We start from the raw sequence: 17986 nt of genomic DNA, 5'->3' as shown, positions 1-17986 counted from the left end.
GCTCATCGGCGATGCGCCAACGACCTGACGCAGCGATCGCCCAGGCTTTGCACGCCCTGCACGAGCACCACCAACACCACCACCGTCACCACCATGATCTGGTTGTTGAAACGCTGGTAGCCGTAGCGAATCGCCAAGTCGCCCAACCCACCGCCGCCGATCACCCCGGCCATGGAAGAAAACCCGATCAGCATCACCAGGGTCAACGTGACCCCGGCCACCAGCGCCGGCAAGGCTTCGGGCAGCAGCACCTTGAAAATCACATGGCGGATATCGCCGCCCATGGCCACGATTGCCTCGATGCGCCCCTTGTCCACGTCATCCAGGGCGGTCTCGACGATGCGTGCGAAAAACGGAAAAGCACCGATGGTGATCGGCACCACCGCCGCCGTGCTGCCCAGGGTGGTGCCGACGATCAGGCGGGTCAGCGGAATCAGCGCGATCAGCATCACCACAAACGGCAGCGAACGCCCCAGATTGATCACCGCACCCAACGCACGGTTGAGCCTTGGCAGCGGGAACTGCCCACCCGCGCGGCTGATAAACAGCAGCACGCCCAATGGCAGGCCGATCAACAAGGTGAACAGCCCCGCCAGCAGCACCATGTACAGGGTTTCGCCGGTGGCGTTGAGCAGCAGTTGGAGAACTTCATTCCAGTCGGTTTTCATCCCGCCCTCACCACCTGCAGGTTGGGCGCCAGCGCACGGCCCAGGCGCGAGGACGGGTCGGCCTGCAGTTGCAGCAGCGTGCCGCTTTCCACCACGCGCCCCGCCGCCAGGGAAACCGCGCTGTCGCAGATCGCCTTGACCACGTCCAGCTCATGGGTGATCAACACGATGGTCACCCCCAGTTGCCGGTTGATATCGCGCAACAGCGCCAGGATCGAAGCGGTGGTTTCCGGGTCCAGGGCGCTGGTGGCTTCATCCGACAATAAATACGCCGGGCGCGCGGCCAGTGCGCGAGCGATGCCGACACGCTGCTTCTGCCCACCGGAGAGTTGCGAAGGAAACGCCGCCGCCTTGTCGCTCAAGCCAACCAACGCCAGCAACTGCGCCACCCGCGCGACGCGCTCGGCCTTGGGCACCCCGGCAATCTCCAACGGCACCGCGACGTTATCCGCCACGTTGCGTGAATGCAGCAGGTTGAACCCCTGGAAGATCATGCCGATGCGCTGGCGTTGCTGGCGCAGCGCCTTGCCGGTTAACCGGGTCAGGTCCTGGCCATCCATGAGGATGCGCCCGGACGTCGGCCGCTCCAACAGATTAAGGCAGCGCAGCAACGTGCTTTTACCGGCGCCGCTGCGGCCGACGATGCCGAAGATCGAACCATCGGCGATCTGCAACGACACGTTGTCCAGCGCCGCCGGCTGGCCGTCGGCGTAGGTTTTGCTGACCCCCTCGACGACGATCATTCGAGCGCCACCGGGATCACCGAACCGGCATATTTCTCGCTGATGAACTTGGCCACCGCCGGCGAGCGCAGGTCTTTGGCCAGTTGCTGGATGCGCGGGTCCTGCGCCAGTTTGGGCGTGGTCACCAGGATATTTGCGTAAGGGTTGCCCTGAGCCTTCTCCAGCCCCAGCGCATCCTTGGCCGGTTGCAGCCCGGCTTCCAGGGCGAAGTTGCCATTGATCACGGCCAGGTCGACATCCTCCAGCGCCCGGGGGATCTGCGGCGATTCGATTTCCAGGATCTTCAGGTGCTTGGGGTTCTCGGCAATGTCCCTGGGCGTGGCCTGGTCCTTGGACGCATCGTTGAAGCCCGGCTTGAGGGTGATCAGGCCATTGGCTTGCAACAGGTACAGGGCGCGGCTGAGGTTGGTGACGTTATTCGGCACGGCGACGGTGCCGTTGTCCGGCACCTGGTCGAAGCGGGTGTGGCGGTGCGAATAGATCCCCAACGGTTCGATATGCACGGCGGCCGCCACCGCGAACGTCTGGCCGAGCGCCTGTTCCTGGGCCTTGAGATACGGCAGGTGCTGGAAGTAATTGGCGTCGACATCGCCATGGGCCAGCAACTCATTGGAGTTCACGCCGCTGGGGATCTCGATGATGTTCAGCTTCAGGTCCGGGTCGAGCTTCTGCACGTATTCGAGGATTTGCGCATGAGGAATCGGGTCGGCGGCGACGCGCAAGGCATCGGCGGCCGCCACATTGAAAGCGCTCAGCAAGGCCGCCAGGGTAAGTGTGAATGTCTTCAACAGAGTGATCTCCTGATCAGGCGGACAGTGCATGGGGCAGTGTGGCGTCGGCGTAGAAACGCTGGGCCACATCCGGGTGGGAACGCAGGCGGCCCTTGAGATAGTTCCAGCCGACGTCGCGCAGCAACGGGTTGCGCGGGTCGCTGGTGGGGCCGTGGGCATCGCGCAGCAGTTCGGGCGCCAGCGGGTACACCGGCACCACCGCATCCAGCTGCGCGCCGAGGAAAAACGCCAGGGACACGCGCTCGCTGCCCACCGGCGGCGACACCACGCGGTGGACCGTGGCGCGCAGATAGCCGTTACTGGCCAGCTCGAGCAATTCGCCGATATTCACCACCAGCGTGTCGGGCCGCGGCGCGGCGTCGATCCAGCGCCCCTCCTCCACTTCCACCTGCAAACCGGCCTGCTGGTCTTGCAGCAGGAAACTCAGGAAGCCGGAGTCCTTGTGCGCGCCAACGCCCTGGCGACTCTGCCCGGCGTGGCGACCCGGGTAGCGGATCAGCTTGATATGTTCGTTGGGCTTGTCGCCGTACAGCGCGTCGAACGCATTTTCGGGCAGGGACAAGGCCTGGGCGAACGCGCGCAGCAGGCGCAACGACATCCGGGTCATTGCGTGCTGCCAGGCCAACACCCGAGGTTTGAGCTCGGGCAGCGCCGCCGGCCATTGATTGGGGCCTTGCAGGCGCGCCCAGGCCGCGGGGTGTTGCGCGACGGCCAAGGGTTCGCGCTCGGCACCGACGTCGAACTGCTCACGCAGGTCCGGCTGGCCCCGGGTGATTTCCGAGGCCACGCGGTTATAGCCGCGAAAGTGCGGAGAGTTGATCATCCCGACGGCCAGCTTGTCTGCCTCGGGCAAGGCGAAAAAAGCCCGCGCCTGCTGCTGCACCTCGGCCAGCAACGCCGGGGCGATACCGTGACCGGTGAGGTAGAAGAAGCCGACATGCCGCGCGGCAAAACGCAGCTCATCGAGAAACGCGCTGCGCTGCGCCGGGCTGCCATCGAGCAACGACAGGTCCAGCAGCGGCAAGGCGGTGATTGATTGCAGCATCGGCGGCTCACTCCATGAACGTCTTGGGGGAGCGATCAAGCTAAACGATCTTAAAAATCGGCAATAAATACCTTTTTAGAATTAGCTTAAGCCGTCGTCGGATCCGGGAGGACCGCGCAAGTAAAGCGCAGAATCGACAGCACCGGGCTGGCGTCGATGGCAAATTCCTCGCGGTTTAAGGCAATTAGTCGCCCCGTCACCTGGCCTCATGTATAGAAAAAATTAAATCGCCACAGGCCTAAAAACCAATTGACCTAAGATACTTATTGCACACTAACAATCTGCACTAGCATATGTGTACACCCATGCAAACGCCGCACCCGCAACACCTCCCTCTCACCCCGCCGCCGCCTTTAGAATAAAGCTACGAATGTTAAAATTTGTCACGTTTTGGCGGAATCAATTCGATTAGTATCTAACGCTAGCAGCGATTGAACTGTCGGCCTTGCATGCCAGAAAAGGGAGTAGGTGATGCATTTTTCCAACGTCCTCGCTATTGCACGGACTGCGTCTAAAACTGAGGATTTCAGAGCACTTATAGTTCGTACTGTACCGAATGATTTAAAAGTCGATACACGCAGCTACGGTCAACTAGTCGGTCATCATGAAGATCACGTCGACTATCGCGCCATCGTCATAGAAATCGACACACCTTCTGCCAGCAATCAAACCCTGGACATCATAAAAAAAACCAGGCACAAAAACCCGACCTGCCTGATAGTTGTCTTCATCACGTTTGCCTCTACTCAAAGTAAAACCAAATATTATTTGGCCGGCGCGGACTACTGCCTAAAAGCCACCGAAACTTCCCCTGAAGAAAAGTTGAGTTTAGTCGAGGCGTTTCTCAATGAAACGTATCGCTTGGACTGCTGCAAACTTATTCTCGATCAAGACCGGATGTGCATTTACGGCAACGACCAGAAACTTGAAATTTCCTTCATCGAAATGAAAGTTCTCGAGGCGCTGATCTATAACCGACTGCTCAGTCACGATGAAATCGCCAATGTTATGGGGCTCAACACCAAATTCTACGACTCTCGAGCCCTGGAGAAATCCATTAGCCGCCTGCGCAGCAAAATCAAGGCGCGCTATGGCGAAAATATCATTCAGAACATCCGTGGCTACGGTTACAAGTTGAGCCGTGGGATTATTTCCGCCCAGTATTTGCACCCAGCCCAAGAGAGACAGCATCGTGAATAACGAGAAAATATCGCCTGTCGCAATAGCCCAACCCAAGCTCTTCAGGCAAGCGATAGTTGAACGCAGCTGCGCACTTTGGGGCAATGAGATTCGCGTAACCAGCGCACATAATCTGCTCAATCTCCCAGAGCATTCGCAGCCTTTGTATAGCGCTCAACTTAAATGCGCCTACCGTGACGCCCTGTCGCGCATCGACCCACGCATGACTGCTGATTTCAGTCACTTACCACTTGCTTCTGCACAGCCGGCGACTCATAAATTTCTGCGCATCGAGCAATCAGCGCTTATGTCCGACGACACGCTCAAGGAACTTATCCAGGTCGCGCATGTATTGGAAAGCTATAAGCAGCAACTCGTTATCACTATAGAAAACCCCTTGGATGCACTTCCCGGCCCCACGGAGCGCCGCGCGATGGTGCGCCAACTGTATAACCTCAAAGACCGCAGCAGTATCAAGCTTGCCTACAATAACTACACACTGGATACAAAGCAGGCCGACCTGTTGATCGAACTGAAACTCTATGACTATATAAAAATGCCATTTCCGGATGCGCCCCTGAGACTGAGTCTGAATATACGCTCGGATTTTTTCGACCGGCTCTACGACCGCATGTTAGAGCTGATAAGCGCCAGCCGAGTCTCATTCATTGCAGACAAAGTTGAATTCTCTGACAGTGCAACACTCGCCAAACGCTTGCCTTTCAATTACTTTCAGGGCGGTTACTACTCGCCGGCCGAAAATGTATAACACTCAACCCACAGGACCATGGTAACCACTATGAGCTCACTCAAAAAACATCTGTCCACCGCTACGCCCATCTTTATTCCGCTGCCCGACTTTGCGTCGAATGTGGAGTTACTCTATGGCGATATCGCTTGCCCGCCGCGAACCAAGACAGCAGAAACCCAGGCAACCAGCACGCCTTTGTTTGGCAACCAGTATTTCAATTCGCACTACACCAACAATTCAACTATCGAAAAACCCGACAGCGCCAATAACGCATCAACGCCGGTCATTTACAAAACATTACAGCCCTATAATAAACTGGAACTAAATGTTCAACTCCACAGCACCGACAGGCCTCAAAAAGCACTGGCGACCCACACCGAAAAACCTCCGCTACAGGCCCCCGACTACTGGACCTTTACACAACATGATCGAATGCTGGTCAAGGGTGGCCTACGCATTTCCTTGACCACGATCGAGTCAGCACTTATCAAAAAAATGTTACACCATGAAGAACGTGTGGTGAGTAAAGAAGAACTTATTCGCAATATTGGTCGCGAACCCGAGTTGTATCGCGGCCTGGAAATGTGCCTCAGCCGACTTCAGGAAAAATTCAAGCGCGTCAACGATGGCGAGCGTTTGTTCCGTTCGGTGAGAAATCGGGGCTATTGCTTGACCCAGAGGATAAAAAACCCCCTGGAACTCGCCCAGCAGTTTCGCTGAAAAAATATAATAACTCCAGAGTCGTTAATCTTGGCGTTGGTCACGCTCCACTATCTGCCTTTTTATAACAATCCGTCTCACCCAGCAGCCACTTAACTATCGCTATGTGCCTGTTATAACTCGTCAGCTACTGCCCCCTGCCGTTGATTAATATCAATCTGTGCGCGCCTACGCGTGCCTGTCTATTTGGCTGTTTCAATGCCACGCCTCGCTTAAGCCTGCCACCATGAGTGGTCACCACTGGGAGCAGTAGTATGCTGAATAACCGGAGAATGCATCGTAACCTAACACCCAAAGGTCTGACCTTTTGGGGACAGTGGACGCTGGCGTCAAGTTTGGTCGTCACACTGTTATTTGCATTGGTTATTTTAAAGACTGGCCAGCTGGAATATCCCTACCGGGTATTGGCTGCCTTTAGCATATTGGCCTCGATCCCGGCCTATATGTTATGTGACGTCTACAGCAAGAAAGATGATTACGCGGTGGGACTGGGCCGACTCTTCATGGGTTGGTTACTTACCCTGCTGATACTGGTTGCGGTGGGTATTGCCTGCAATGCTAACGCGTTGTTCCCCATCGAAATCCTGCTGCTGTGGGCGGCGATTAGTTATGCCGTGCTGGCGCTCTGTTACATCCCGATCCACAGTCTTTCCCGCTATTACCACGGGCAACTTCACGAGCGACATAAATCGCTGATCGTGGGTACCGGTAAACTTGCCGCCGACCTGGCGAAAACACTTTCCCGGCAAAAACGCTCACCGCTGGTCGGCCTCGTCGGCGCCACGGCGACCGCAGCCCCGGGCGTGCAATCACAGATACTCGGCGAGCTGCCGGACCTCCCGCAGTTGATCCGGCAGCACGGTATCCGCAGGCTGTACATCACCCATTCGCTGCAGGAAGCCACCCATATCGAGGCGCTGTACATCAACCTGCTGGAGATCAGCGTCGATGTCATCTGGGTCCCCGACCTCAACAACATGCTGCTGCTCAATCACTGCGTGGCCGAGGTCGATGGCCTGCCGGCGATTTTCCTCAATGAAAGCCCGCTGACCAGCCGTCCGACCGCCGCACTGAGCAAGTCGCTGCTGGACAAAAGCGTGGCCTTGCTCGCGCTCATCCTGCTGAGCCCGCTGCTGTTGCTGTTCGCCGTGCTGATCAAACTGACCTCCCCCGGTCCGGTGATCTTCAAGCAGGACCGTCACGGCTGGAACGGTCAGGTGATCAAGGTCTGGAAGTTCCGCTCGATGCGCGTGCATGACGACCACGAAGTACGCCAGGCCAGCCGCCACGATTCACGCATCACCCCCGTGGGGCGTTTCATGCGCCGCACGTCCATCGATGAACTGCCGCAGTTGTTCAACGTGCTGCAAGGGCACATGGCCCTGGTCGGTCCAAGGCCCCATGCGGTTGCGCACAACGACTACTACTCGGGGAAGATTCACGCGTACATGGCGCGCCACCGTATCAAGCCCGGTATCACGGGGCTGGCACAGATCAATGGGTGCCGGGGCGAGACCGAGACCCTGGAGAAGATGCAAAAGCGCGTCGACATCGACCTGCGCTACATCAACACCTGGTCACTGTGGCTGGACATCAAGATCCTGCTGAAAACGCCGTTCACACTGCTGTCCAAAGACATTTACTGAGGCAAACAAAGGGGGACTTCAGGTCCCCCTTTCCTTGTCTATTCAGTGATCTTCTCGAAGTTCCGATAGAACAGGTCACTGTCGCGGCCATCAGTCATCGTATGCAGCGAATACGCGCGATTGAGGCGCGCGCCGCCATCGCGGGTCAGCGGCGCCCACACCAGATTGGCGCGGCGCATCGTCGACAGGCTCATCAGCTCATCAAAGGGAATTGACAGGTAAAGGCCTTTGTCGAAGCTGCCTTCGCCAAAGGCTTCTTTTGACGCGGTGGTGCGGGTGACCCAGGCGCCAATCCGCACGCCATTGTTGAACTCGCGCGACAAGTCCAGGGTGGCGCCCCAGTCCCGGGCCAGGTAGCGACCGACACTCAGCGCACCCTGTGTGTTGAACGGCAAGTCGGTGTAGCCGGTGATATGCCCCGTGACCGTGCGGTAGTCGCGCAGGCTGAAGTCCTGTTCGAACCCGCGCTGGCGCACGTAGTTCAGGTCGGCGCCCAAGGCCCAGCGCTGGCCCATCGGCCGGTACAGCACCTCACTGCCGACACCGGCGTACATCGATTCCAGCAACCCGCCGTAGACCATGCCATACAGGTCCTGATCCAGTCGCACCGCGTGGTTGAGCTGGAACGTCGGCACGGTCACGTCAGAGCTGGTCATGTACTTGCGCAGATCGGTACGCACGCGCGGCAAGCCGCTGGGCGCGTCGTAGGTGAAGCCATCGTAGTTGTTCAGCAGGTTGACGCTGAGCAGGCCGCTCCACCAGGTGTTGCGGGTGAAGCGGTATTCGGCGTCGAGGTCGGCGGAAATCTGATACAGCAGGCCATCCGGCCCGCCGACGTTCTGCTTGTAACCCAGCCCGACGCCGTAGCTCAGGGGCTTGGGCGCTTGGGTGTAAAGCAGCGTTTGCGCCTGGGCGCTGGGCGGGTTGACTTCGGTCTGGCGATGCAGGGTCTGCAGGGGCTCGCGTTGGTTGACCACCTCGCGGAACGTCTCGCGGGGCACGCTGGTTTCTTCGATCGGCATGGCGTACCGCTCGCTCACCAGGGTGAACCAGCTGATCTGGTCATTGACGCTGTCGTCCAGGATACGGCTGGCGCGCCCCACGGCCTTGGCGCTGTAGAAATAGCGCTGCTGCTCGCCATACACCAATAACTCAGGGCCGCGCTGGGCAATACGCTGCACGTTATAGCCGGCATTGTCCTGCAAACGCTTGGACACCGCGGCCCAATCCACCTGATCCATCGCGACGCTCGGCGCCTGGGCGGGCAGCTTGGGGGCTGGCGGGTCGTAGGTTTTGACCGGCGCCTTGCGGCTGACGAAATTGGTGTGCAGGGTGATACCGAACATCGCCGTGTTGCCGCGCTCCCAGGCGGCACTCAGGTCGACGGAGTCGGCCACCTTGTAGACCAGCCCGAGGTTGACCGGCGAGTCCTGGCGCAGATGGTTGTTTCGAGGCTCGTTTTGGTAGTCGTTGCCCTCGTATTCCAGCTTGAGGCTCAACGGCGCCCAGGGTGTCTGGTAGGCGACGCCGCCAAACAGCGCGGGCCGGCCGCGGAAGTAACCGTTGGAGAAATTGCCGGAACCTTCGGCGGTGGGCCGCTCGTTGAAGCGATCACTCAGCGCGCCCAGCGGGTTGCCGAAATCGCCCCGGCTGCCCAGGTAACCCCAGGCGATGCCCGCACTGAAATCGAATTCGCCATAACGCTTGTTGGCCACCAGGTACTCGCTGGAAAACAGCCCGGTGCCGCCCAGGTCGAGCATCCCCAGCGCGACCTGGGGCAACCAGTGGCTTTCCTCGTAGAGACGCACTTTGGCGTCGACGGCCTTGTCCTTGTAGCTCTGGCTGCCACTGAACGATTCGGGGCCATAGGGGCGGTTGGTGATGGCGGTGTAGCGAAAGGTGCCTTCGAGCCAGTCCAGCGGTTGCGCGGAAAAACTGTAGCGACTGTAAGGTTCAGTGCGGTTGGCATTGACGCTGAGTTCGCCGGCCGGGGCCATGCGTGCGGTCGGGGTTTGCAACAGCCCGACCCCGCCAAAATCACTCTGGGTGTAACGCGGATCGCCGTGCGCGACGCCACAGGGCACCAGCAGCACGGCTGCAATACATAATTTCAAGGCGTGACCTCAGCCAGGGGTTGGGTGGCAAGAAACTCGGCCAGTTGTTGGTTCAGCTCAGGGGTGGGCGGTTCCAGGTCATCGCTGCGCAGCGGCACCAGCAGCGTGCTGCCCGGTGCAGGCGCGGCCGCCGTCTCGCGGTTCCAGGGGGCAATGCCCAGGCGCGTGACCAGGCCGTCGGGCTGGATCAGCCACAGGTAGTCGACGTCGGCCCCCGCCACCGCCGGGCATTCGTCGAGGTAATCGCGTGCCGCCCGCATCGGCTGGAACGCCAGGGTGCAAGGCTGCGCGACCGCGCCCAGGACGCGCACACCTGCCGGCCTGGGCGGGTAGATCAGTCGATCGCCGTCGCTGACCCGCAGGTTGGGCGCAAAGCCGACCTCCACCGCCACCGGGTCCAGCATCGCGCGTTGCCGGCCGGTCACCGGCAAGGCCTGCACCTGTCGATAAACGCGCGCCGCCAAGTCGGCCCGGCTGTCGTACCCGGCGGCCAAGGCAGCCTGGCGCAACGTATCCAGGTCAAACAGCACACCGGCTTTGAGCCGGGCCTGGGGCTCGATCAATGGCTGGTGCAGCCAGGCCGCCGCCAGCCAATAGCCCTGGGCATCCGGTTGTGACGCGATGATCGCGTCGAGCAAGCGCGCCTCGGGCGGCAGGGCGATCGGCCCGGGGTGCAGGACTTGGCCGCTCACCGTCAGGGCGGCGTGGCATGCACTGGCACAACTCCACAACAGCGCCAGCGCCCATCGTTTGCGGGCGGTCATCGGGCCTCCTTGCGGGCGGGTTGCAGTTGGGTGATTTTCAACGTGAGGCGCGGGCTGAGGTGCTGTTCGCTTTGCACAATGAAGCCGTCAGTGGGGTCGACCCAATAACGGTTGCGCGCACGAAACCCCAGGGCCTGGGCTTCGATGTCCTCATCGACGCGCAACAAGGTGTAAGGCTTGTCGAGGATCTCGAGCGTCTCCATGCCCTCGCGGGTCAGGCGGCTGGTGACGGTGATGCCGACGCGATAGCCATCCACCAGGTCGATCTGCCGGCTGCTGCGGTAGCCGTCCGGCACGCGGTGCAGCCCCTGCTGGAACGGCGACTGCCCTTGCCAGCGCGTGCCATCCAGATCAGTGCCGAGGCCAACGGTACGCACCACCAGGCCATCGCGCATCAATAGCACCTGTTTGCCGGAGGCGACCCAGAACTGCAGGTCGTCGCGCTGGCGAATCAACGCCATCACGCCTTCGCTGGACACCGTGGTCACTTTGATCTGGGGAAACGGCACGGCGTCCACCTGGGCCTGGCTCAGCGCCAATGGCGCAGGCCCGACGACGGCCGCCTTGAAGGTATCGAGCGAGGCCTGCATCAGTGGATTGCAGCCGCACAACAGCCACGCAAGGCACACGTAAATACCGGTTTTCACACTGTTCACGCAGGTTCCACCCTTATCGGCTGTTGGCTTCGCTCAGGTTGTTTTGGGTGGAAGCACCGGTACCGATGATCGAGGCGGAAGGTATCAACTGACTGATGACCCGGTTCCAGCGGGTGATATTGGCGGGGCCGACGAACACCACGTCCTGGGGCTGCACATTGAAGCGCGTGGCCAGGGCCATGGCTGCCGGGGAGCCGGCTTGCAGATGGAAGACCTTGGCCGGTTGCGTGTCCAGGTTCTGTGCGCCGCGGATCACGTAGATCGCATCGGCGTTCGAGGTGTTCTGGTTGATGCCGCCCACCGAGCCCAACACATCCGTGAGATTCATGCTGCGTGTCTTGAAACTCAACGCGCGGGGCTGCATGACCTCGCCCATCACATAGATGCGCTTGCGGTCGTTGTAGGGCAGGTACAACTGGTCACCGTCCTTGAGGTAGATATCGTTCAAGCGCGACGGGTTGAGATTGAACGTGTCCAGGTCGAGTGTGTAGCGCTTGCCGCCGCGGGTCAGCGTGAGGTTCGAGAGGTCGGCATTGATCGGATCGACACCGGAAGCACCGATGGCCTCCATGACACTCATCGGGGTGGTGGTGATCGGTACAGGCCCAGCCTTGAGCACTGCCCCGGTGATCACCACTCGCTGGCTGGCAAAACGCAGCACACTGATATCCACCTGGGGGCTGTCGATGTACTGACGGAGCTTATCGGTGATTTCACTGCGCAGCGCCGCGAGGGTGCGGCCCTTGGCAACCACTTCGCCCACGTAGGGGTAGAACAGGTTGCCGTCGGGGTTGACCAGGCGCCCGTTGGCATCGATTTGCTGCTGCGGACCGGAAGGCGCAGTCAATTCCGGATGGTCCCAGACCGTGATGTACAACGCATCATTTGGGCCGATCAAATAGGGCCCGGGTTTATAATCGAGCAGTTCTTTGGGAAGCGCATAAGAGACTTGAGTCGCCGCGTCCATGGCCAGCAACTTTGGAGTAATCGGGATCAACTCCACGCGACTGCTTTCAGCACCGCCCTCCTTGGTCATTGCCTCGGTGTCCATATATTGACCGGGCGCAAACATGCAGCCTTGTAACAATGCGGAGGCCACGACCGCCACAGAAAAAATACGCATCATAGTGCTAAGACACTCGCGATAAACGACAAGAAAAAAAGACTACTTGGGAGGGGTTTCCAAGCAGTCTTATAAAGCGGAAGGCGTTCTGTTAGTTGCCGGTACCGGTGGTACCCGTGGTGCCAGTGGTGCCTGTGGTGGTGCCTCCATTGGCGCTGCCACCGCTGCTGGACGCGGCGGCGACGCCCGCGACCAGGGCCGCGCCGACCAGCAGGGTTTCCCCCACCGTCACAGAGCCGACCACCGCGGTACTCAGGCCAAGCGGCAACTCGGCAGCCATGGCAGAAGTACTCAAGAGACTGAGCACAATAATAGCCAGTTGTTTTCTCATATCAGACTCCTTATCGATAGTGAGCATTTAGCAAACGAGCGGGTGCCGCTGAAATACACCTTGATAGTGCCACTCAAGTAAACAACGCACCAGCCCGGACATTACCCGGAAAGTTGAACGTATTCGTTCGAAAATAACATTTCTCGAAGCCAGCCCCCGTGTATCAACACGTTGAGGCCGCGAAACTAACAAGGTTGGCGGTTTAACATCGGAGCAAATGTTATTAATTGTCGGAAAACCTCAGGCCCGGCCGTACTTGTCTTCGAAACGCACAATATCGTCCTCGCCCAGATAAGAACCCGACTGCACTTCGATCAATTCCAACGCAATCACGCCAGGGTTCTCCAAGGCATGCACCTGGCCAATCGGGATGTAGGTCGATTGATTTTCCGAGACCAGGTACGTCTGTTCGCCATTGGTGACCTTGGCCGTACCGCTGACCACGATCCAGTGCTCCGCACGGTGATGATGCATCTGCACCGACAGCTTGGCGCCGGGCTTCACGGTGATGCGTTTGACCTGGTAGCGGTGGCCGCTGTCGATGGCGTCATACATGCCCCAGGGCCGGTAGACCTCACGATGGTTGAGGTGCTCATGACGCCCGTCGCGCTTGAGTTGGTCGACAATGTCCTTGACCTGCTGCACCTGGTCCTTGTGCGCCACCAACACCGCGTCCTTGGTTTCGACGATGATCAGGTCCTGCACGCCCACCGTGGCGACCAGGCGGCTGTCGGCGTTCACGTAGGTATCGCGGGTATCCAGTTGCAGCACATCGCCCTGCAGCACGTTGCCGCCGTCGGTTTTCTCGCTGGCTTCCCATAACGCCGACCAGGAACCGATATCACTCCAACCGGCCTGCAACGGCACCATGATTGCGTCGCTGGTTTTTTCCATCACCGCATAGTCGATGGAGTCGTCCGGGCAGGCGGCGAATAGCGCCTCATCGACCCGGGTGAACAACTGATCCTGGCTACCCGCGGCCAACGCCGCGCGGCAGGCCGTGAGAATCGCCGGCTGCAAGCGTGCCAAGGCGTCCAGGTAACGGCTGGCACGGAACATGAACATGCCGCTGTTCCAGTAATGATCGCCCCGCGCCACGTAGTCGGCAGCGGTGGCGGCATCCGGCTTCTCGACGAAACGCTTCACCGCATACCCGCCCTCGCCCACCGCCTCGCCCTGCTCGATATAGCCGTACCCGGTGTGCGCGCTGGTCGGCGTGATGCCGAACGTCACCAGCTTGCCGGCCTCGGCCAGCGGCAGCGCCACCGCGAGGCTGGCATGAAACGCGGGAACATCTTCAATCAGATGATCCGCCGCCAGCACCAGCAAAATCGGGTCGCGGGACTCGTCGAGCGCCTTGCAGGCCGCCAGCGCAATCGCTGGCGCGGTATTGCGCCCCATGGGTTCGAGCAGGATACTCGCCTGCTCCATGCCCAATTGACGCAATTGTTCGGCCACCAGAAAACGGTGCTGCTCATTGCAGATCACTTGCGGCAAGGCGACATCCGCGCCCTCCAGACGGCCGATGGTCTGCTGCAACATCGACAGGCTTTTATGGGTCAGGCGCAAGAACTGTTTGGGGTTCAGTTGCCGCGAGAGCGGCCACAGGCGCGAACCCGAACCGCCCGCCAAGATCACCGGTAATAACATGAACGCGTCCTTCGATAGAGGGTCAGAAATAGGCACGGGTGTTCTCGTGTACACGTGGGCTGTAGCGCAGCTCATCCAGCGGCCACCAGCGGTAATGCCGATGCTGCTCGGTGGGCGGTTCCAGGACCTGATTCTCGGCAAGGGTCAGGCAATAACCCAGCACCACGTAGTGGGTGTCCGGGCCGTTCCCGGCGTTGGCGAAGACGCTGTCGTCGTAGAAGTGCTCGAACACGCCCAGCAACTGCGCATCGGCGCGTTCGAAGGTGTGGCCGAGTTCTTCGTGGGTCAGGCGGCGGAAGGCGTCGTCCAGGGTTTCGTTTTTCTGGATGCGCCCGCCGGGGACGAACCAGAAGCCATAGGCCGGCCGGTTGATCCGCAAGCCCAGCAACGTATCGCCGTTGGGTTTCCTCACGATCAAGTCGATGGCCACCAACGGCGTCGACATCACGACCGTATTGAAGGTCGGTAAATCAAGCCACATAAGCGTCAGACCTGTGCCATAAAGCGTTGGAGGACACGCTCTTTATCAAGAAAATCCGCGGCGTAGTTCAACGCCACCACGTTGCGCACAGGCAATGCCAGCACCCGCTCGATCCCTGCATTCAGGGCGCTGACCGATTCGGGTTCGACCCGCACGGCAATGCCCGGATGCTCGTCGCACAGCCGGCCAAGGGTGGTGTCGGGGTCAGCGGTGATGATTGCATTGCCGCCGACGGCCAGAATGTTGGTCAACTTGGAGGGCAATACCGAGTCCGCCGCGCCGCGTTTCTGGATCACCAGGTGGACGTCCGCCGAGGCCAGCAGCGCAGGCAAGTCTTCATACGCCTGCAACGGGGCGAAGACCACGTTGTGCAGGCCCTCGCTGTGCGCGCGCTGCAGCAGGCGGGCCTGGCCGGCGCCCTGGCCGACGATCAGAAACACCAGCTCCGGGCGATGGACGTGAGCCTGGGCGGCATCGAGGATCAGTTCGAGCCCCTGCTTCTCACCGATGTTGCCCGAGTACAACAGCACCCGCTTTCCCGCCGGCACGCCGAGCCGTTCCAGCAGCCCGCTGTTGCGCGGTACATCGAGGAAACGCTCGGTCTCCGACCAGTTGGGAAAGAACAGCAGGCGCTGCGCCTCGACGCCTTTGCCGGCCGCCTTCTCCAGCATGCCGCTGGATATCGTCGAGACCCGGTCAAAGCGCCGCAGCAAGCCGCGCTCCACGCCCCACGCGAGTCGCCGCAGTAACGGGCTACCGCCCAGGCCCAGGCCGAACATCGCATCGACTTCATAATCCTGGATATGCAGCACGGACTTGGCGCCACACAGCCTGGCCAACAACAAGGCCTGGGGCGCGCAGAACAAGGTCGGCACCACCAAGATGACTAGGTCCGGCTTCCAGCGCAGTTGCGCCAATACCGCCAGGCACGAGCTGGCGGAAAAGCTGATCAGGTGCAGCAAGCGCTTCAGCGCCGTGGGCTTGCGCGGCACGTACAACGGGCAGCGCACCACCGTTACGCCGTCGACCTGTTCGGTGCGAAAACGCCACGCCGAGTAGCCCTCGCCGACCTGCCATTGCGGGTAATACGGCGGCGCCGTGACTACCCGCACCGCGTGGCCCTTGCTGGCGAGCCAGCGCGCCTGTTCACCGCTGTACTTGCCGATGCCGGTCAGCTCGGGGCTGTAGTTGATGCCATACAAAAGGATCTTCATTAATGGCCCCGAGGCTGTTCGAGGGCCGCGAGATACGCGTTGTAGGCATCGCGCAGCCCCTCCTCCAACGGCACGTAGGCTTCCCAGCCGAGGGCGTTGATACGGCTGACATCGAGCAACTTGCGCGGCGCACCGTCGGGTTTGCTGGTATCGAACCGCAAACGGCCCTTGAAGCCCGTGACCCGGGCCAGCGCCTCGGCCAGTTCGCGGATGGTGCAATCCACACCAGTGCCGACGTTGACGTGGGAACGCATGGGCTCGGTGTGTTCGCCATAGCCCTCCTGGCTGAGTTCCATCACATGCACGCTGGCGGCCGCCATGTCATCCACATGCAGGAACTCGCGCCGTGGCGCGCCGCTGCCCCAGATCAGCACTTCTTCGTCACCGCGCTGTACCGCCTCGTGGAAACGGCGCAGCAAGCCGGCGATCACATGGCTGTTGTGCGGGTGGTAGTTGTCGCCCGGGCCGTACAGGTTGGTCGGCATCACACTGCGGTAATCGCGCCCGTGCTGGCGGTTGTAGCTTTCGCACAACTTGATGCCGGCGATCTTGGCCACGGCGTAGGGTTCGTTGGTCGGTTCCAGCGAGCCGGCAAGCAGCGCTTGCTCGGTCATCGGCTGGGCGGCGAGCACCGGGTAGATGCACGACGATCCGAGGAACAACAACTTGAACACCCCATGAGTGTGGGCGGCGTGGATCACATTGGCCTGGATCATCAGGTTCTGGTAGATGAAATCGGCGGGGTACGTGGCGTTGGCGTGAATCCCACCGACCTTGGCGGCCGCCAGGTACACCTGGTCGACCCGTTGTTCGGCGAAATACGCGTGCACGGCCGCGGGGTCCAACAGGTCCAGTCGATCGCGGCCGGCGGTGAGGATCTGGGTATAACCCAAGGCCCAGAGGCGGCGCACGATGGCCGAACCGACCATACCGCGATGGCCGGCGACAAAGATCCGTGCGTTCAGATCACGTGCCATGCTCAGTTCTCCACGGCAATCGGCGCATCGTGGCCGTGCAGGCGCAGCAACGCATGGCGCCGCGCGATTTGCAGGTCTTCGCGGACCATCTCCGCACACATCTGCTGGGCGCTGATTTCCGGCACCCAGCCCAGTTTCTGCTTGGCCTTGGACGGGTCGCCCAGCAGCGTCTCGACTTCCGCCGGGCGGAAGTAGCGCGGGTCCACCCGCACAATCACGTCACCCACCAGCATGCCGGGCGCCAGGTCGCCGTCGATGTGCTCGACCACCCCGACTTCCTCCACGCCCTCGCCGACAAAGCGCAAGCGCAGCCCCAGTTCCGCCGCCGACCAGCGAATGAAATCGCGCACCGAATACTGCACCCCGGTGGCGATCACGAAGTCTTCGGGGCTGTCCTGCTGCAGCATCATCCACTGCATGCGAACGTAGTCCTTGGCATGGCCCCAGTCGCGCAAGGCGTCCATATTGCCCATGTACAGGCATTGCTCCAGGCCCAGGGCGATGTTGGTCAAGGCGCGGGTGATCTTGCGGGTGACGAAGGTTTCGCCACGACGGGGCGACTCGTGGTTGAACAGGATGCCGTTGCAGGCATACAGCCCGTAGGCTTCGCGGAAATTCACGGTGATCCAGTAGGCATACAGCTTGGCCACGGCATAGGGCGAGCGCGGATAGAACGGCGTGGTTTCCTTTTGCGGGGTTTCCTGCACCAGCCCGTACAACTCAGACGTGGAGGCCTGGTAGAAGCGGGTCTTCTTTTCCAGGCCGAGCAGACGGATGGCCTCGAGGATGCGCAAGGTGCCGAGGGCGTCTACGTCGGCGGTGTATTCCGGCGAATCGAAGCTGACGGCCACGTGGGATTGGGCGCCGAGGTTATAGATCTCGTCCGGCTGGATCTGCTGGATGATGCGCGTCAGGTTGGACGAGTCCGCCAGGTCGCCATAGTGCAGGATCAGGTTTTTATGCAGGGCTTGGGGGTCTTGGTAAATGTGATCGATGCGCTGGGTATTGAACGACGAAGAGCGGCGTTTCAAACCATGCACGACGTAGCCTTTTTCCAGCAACAGTTCCGCCAGGTAAGAACCATCCTGCCCGGTAATCCCGGTAATAAGCGCGACTTTTTTCATGTCTATCTC

Annotated in this window: 18 protein-coding genes; 4 read left to right on the top strand and 14 right to left on the bottom strand. The window is 60.5% G+C overall.

Features of this window, described 5'->3' with window-relative positions:
• Positions 1–2 precede the first annotated feature (2 nt).
• The 4 genes from RGV59_RS18175 to RGV59_RS18160 are packed head-to-tail and all read right to left on the bottom strand — an operon-like array spanning position 3 to position 3247.
• The gene (locus tag RGV59_RS18175; protein ID WP_126586018.1) at positions 3–668 is read right to left on the bottom strand and encodes a methionine ABC transporter permease; all 666 of its coding nucleotides are present in this window, start codon (positions 666–668) and stop codon (positions 3–5) included.
• Entirely contained in the window at positions 665–1411 is a 747-nt protein-coding gene (locus tag RGV59_RS18170) for a methionine ABC transporter ATP-binding protein (protein ID WP_079443584.1), read from the bottom strand. The genes RGV59_RS18175 and RGV59_RS18170 overlap by 4 nt, the downstream gene beginning before the upstream one ends.
• Positions 1408–2202: a MetQ/NlpA family ABC transporter substrate-binding protein gene (locus RGV59_RS18165; protein WP_221768646.1), complete on the bottom strand. Its 795-nt coding sequence runs from the start codon at positions 2200–2202 to the stop codon at positions 1408–1410. The genes RGV59_RS18170 and RGV59_RS18165 overlap by 4 nt, the downstream gene beginning before the upstream one ends.
• Positions 2203–2215: 13 nt before the next feature.
• On the bottom strand, positions 2216–3247 hold the full coding sequence (locus RGV59_RS18160) for an isopenicillin N synthase family dioxygenase (RefSeq protein ID WP_126586013.1): 1032 nt from the start codon (positions 3245–3247) through the stop codon (positions 2216–2218).
• A 471-nt stretch (positions 3248–3718) separates the two neighbouring features.
• On the opposite strand from RGV59_RS18160, the gene RGV59_RS18155 reads away from it, so the two are divergent.
• The 4 genes from RGV59_RS18155 to RGV59_RS18140 all read left to right on the top strand — a co-directional run bounded on the left by RGV59_RS18155 (position 3719) and on the right by RGV59_RS18140 (position 7543).
• On the top strand, positions 3719–4447 hold the full coding sequence (locus tag RGV59_RS18155) for a winged helix-turn-helix domain-containing protein (RefSeq protein WP_046488460.1): 729 nt from the start codon (positions 3719–3721) through the stop codon (positions 4445–4447).
• A complete protein-coding gene (locus RGV59_RS18150) occupies positions 4440–5195 on the top strand; it encodes a hypothetical protein (RefSeq protein WP_126586011.1) in 756 nt (251 codons plus the stop codon). Before RGV59_RS18155 ends, RGV59_RS18150 begins: the two co-directional genes overlap by 8 nt.
• Positions 5196–5225: 30 nt before the next feature.
• Positions 5226–5897: a winged helix-turn-helix domain-containing protein gene (locus RGV59_RS18145; RefSeq protein ID WP_046488464.1), complete on the top strand. Its 672-nt coding sequence runs from the start codon at positions 5226–5228 to the stop codon at positions 5895–5897.
• Positions 5898–6151: 254 nt separating this feature from the next.
• On the top strand, positions 6152–7543 hold the full coding sequence (locus RGV59_RS18140; protein WP_046383824.1) for an undecaprenyl-phosphate glucose phosphotransferase: 1392 nt from the start codon (positions 6152–6154) through the stop codon (positions 7541–7543).
• 38 nt (positions 7544–7581) lie between these two features.
• Here the strand turns inward: RGV59_RS18140 and RGV59_RS18135 are convergent, their stop codons facing one another.
• The 10 genes from RGV59_RS18135 to gmd all read right to left on the bottom strand — a co-directional run bounded on the left by RGV59_RS18135 (position 7582) and on the right by gmd (position 17977).
• Positions 7582–9657: a YjbH domain-containing protein gene (locus tag RGV59_RS18135; RefSeq protein WP_126586009.1), complete on the bottom strand. Its 2076-nt coding sequence runs from the start codon at positions 9655–9657 to the stop codon at positions 7582–7584.
• On the bottom strand, positions 9654–10421 hold the full coding sequence (locus RGV59_RS18130; RefSeq protein ID WP_046488473.1) for a capsule biosynthesis GfcC family protein: 768 nt from the start codon (positions 10419–10421) through the stop codon (positions 9654–9656). Before RGV59_RS18130 ends, RGV59_RS18135 begins: the two co-directional genes overlap by 4 nt.
• A complete protein-coding gene (locus RGV59_RS18125; protein ID WP_104903416.1) occupies positions 10418–11077 on the bottom strand; it encodes a YjbF family lipoprotein in 660 nt (219 codons plus the stop codon). The genes RGV59_RS18130 and RGV59_RS18125 overlap by 4 nt, the downstream gene beginning before the upstream one ends.
• Before the next feature lie 13 nt (positions 11078–11090).
• Positions 11091–12203: a polysaccharide biosynthesis/export family protein gene (locus RGV59_RS18120; RefSeq protein WP_126586007.1), complete on the bottom strand. Its 1113-nt coding sequence runs from the start codon at positions 12201–12203 to the stop codon at positions 11091–11093.
• 88 nt (positions 12204–12291) lie between these two features.
• Positions 12292–12531, bottom strand: coding sequence for a hypothetical protein (locus RGV59_RS18115; protein WP_046383829.1), 240 nt, complete (start codon positions 12529–12531; stop codon positions 12292–12294).
• A 240-nt stretch (positions 12532–12771) separates the two neighbouring features.
• On the bottom strand, positions 12772–14181 hold the full coding sequence (locus tag RGV59_RS18110; protein ID WP_126586005.1) for a mannose-1-phosphate guanylyltransferase/mannose-6-phosphate isomerase: 1410 nt from the start codon (positions 14179–14181) through the stop codon (positions 12772–12774).
• A gap of 22 nt (positions 14182–14203) precedes the next feature.
• Positions 14204–14662 (bottom strand): GDP-mannose mannosyl hydrolase, encoded by a 459-nt coding sequence (locus RGV59_RS18105; RefSeq protein WP_046488483.1) that lies wholly within the window; start codon positions 14660–14662, stop codon positions 14204–14206.
• 5 nt (positions 14663–14667) lie between these two features.
• Complete coding sequence (locus RGV59_RS18100) at positions 14668–15876, bottom strand: glycosyltransferase WbuB (protein WP_102617937.1); 1209 nt, start codon at positions 15874–15876, stop codon at positions 14668–14670.
• The gene (gene fcl / locus RGV59_RS18095; protein WP_104903418.1) at positions 15876–16853 is read right to left on the bottom strand and encodes a GDP-L-fucose synthase; all 978 of its coding nucleotides are present in this window, start codon (positions 16851–16853) and stop codon (positions 15876–15878) included. The genes RGV59_RS18100 and fcl overlap by 1 nt, the downstream gene beginning before the upstream one ends.
• Positions 16854–16855: 2 nt before the next feature.
• Positions 16856–17977 (bottom strand): GDP-mannose 4,6-dehydratase, encoded by a 1122-nt coding sequence (gmd, locus tag RGV59_RS18090; protein ID WP_046383834.1) that lies wholly within the window; start codon positions 17975–17977, stop codon positions 16856–16858.
• Positions 17978–17986: the final 9 nt, after the last annotated feature.

The sequence above is a fragment of the Pseudomonas sp. FG1 genome (genome assembly GCF_034313875.1).
In the GTDB taxonomy this organism is placed as follows: Bacteria; Pseudomonadota; Gammaproteobacteria; order Pseudomonadales; family Pseudomonadaceae; genus Aquipseudomonas; species Aquipseudomonas veronii.
Note: the sequence above shows the minus strand (reverse complement) of the source record. Positions and strands in the feature narration are given on the sequence as shown.

What these genes read in the sequence shown, in the direction of transcription:
- RGV59_RS18115 (WP_046383829.1), bottom strand. Translation starts at nt 12,531, where the DNA reads ATGAGAAAACAACTGGCTATTATTGTGCTCAGTCTCTTGAGTACTTCT.
- RGV59_RS18170 (WP_079443584.1), bottom strand. Translation starts at nt 1,411, where the DNA reads ATGATCGTCGTCGAGGGGGTCAGCAAAACCTACGCCGACGGCCAGCCG.
- RGV59_RS18140 (WP_046383824.1), top strand. Translation starts at nt 6,152, where the DNA reads ATGCTGAATAACCGGAGAATGCATCGTAACCTAACACCCAAAGGTCTG.
- RGV59_RS18175 (WP_126586018.1), bottom strand. Translation starts at nt 668, where the DNA reads ATGAAAACCGACTGGAATGAAGTTCTCCAACTGCTGCTCAACGCCACC.
- RGV59_RS18145 (WP_046488464.1), top strand. Translation starts at nt 5,226, where the DNA reads ATGAGCTCACTCAAAAAACATCTGTCCACCGCTACGCCCATCTTTATT.
- gmd (WP_046383834.1), bottom strand. Translation starts at nt 17,977, where the DNA reads ATGAAAAAAGTCGCGCTTATTACCGGGATTACCGGGCAGGATGGTTCT.
- RGV59_RS18120 (WP_126586007.1), bottom strand. Translation starts at nt 12,203, where the DNA reads ATGATGCGTATTTTTTCTGTGGCGGTCGTGGCCTCCGCATTGTTACAA.
- RGV59_RS18110 (WP_126586005.1), bottom strand. Translation starts at nt 14,181, where the DNA reads ATGTTATTACCGGTGATCTTGGCGGGCGGTTCGGGTTCGCGCCTGTGG.
- RGV59_RS18105 (WP_046488483.1), bottom strand. Translation starts at nt 14,662, where the DNA reads ATGTGGCTTGATTTACCGACCTTCAATACGGTCGTGATGTCGACGCCG.
- RGV59_RS18160 (WP_126586013.1), bottom strand. Translation starts at nt 3,247, where the DNA reads ATGCTGCAATCAATCACCGCCTTGCCGCTGCTGGACCTGTCGTTGCTC.
- RGV59_RS18155 (WP_046488460.1), top strand. Translation starts at nt 3,719, where the DNA reads ATGCATTTTTCCAACGTCCTCGCTATTGCACGGACTGCGTCTAAAACT.
- fcl (WP_104903418.1), bottom strand. Translation starts at nt 16,853, where the DNA reads ATGGCACGTGATCTGAACGCACGGATCTTTGTCGCCGGCCATCGCGGT.
- RGV59_RS18100 (WP_102617937.1), bottom strand. Translation starts at nt 15,876, where the DNA reads ATGAAGATCCTTTTGTATGGCATCAACTACAGCCCCGAGCTGACCGGC.
- RGV59_RS18130 (WP_046488473.1), bottom strand. Translation starts at nt 10,421, where the DNA reads ATGACCGCCCGCAAACGATGGGCGCTGGCGCTGTTGTGGAGTTGTGCC.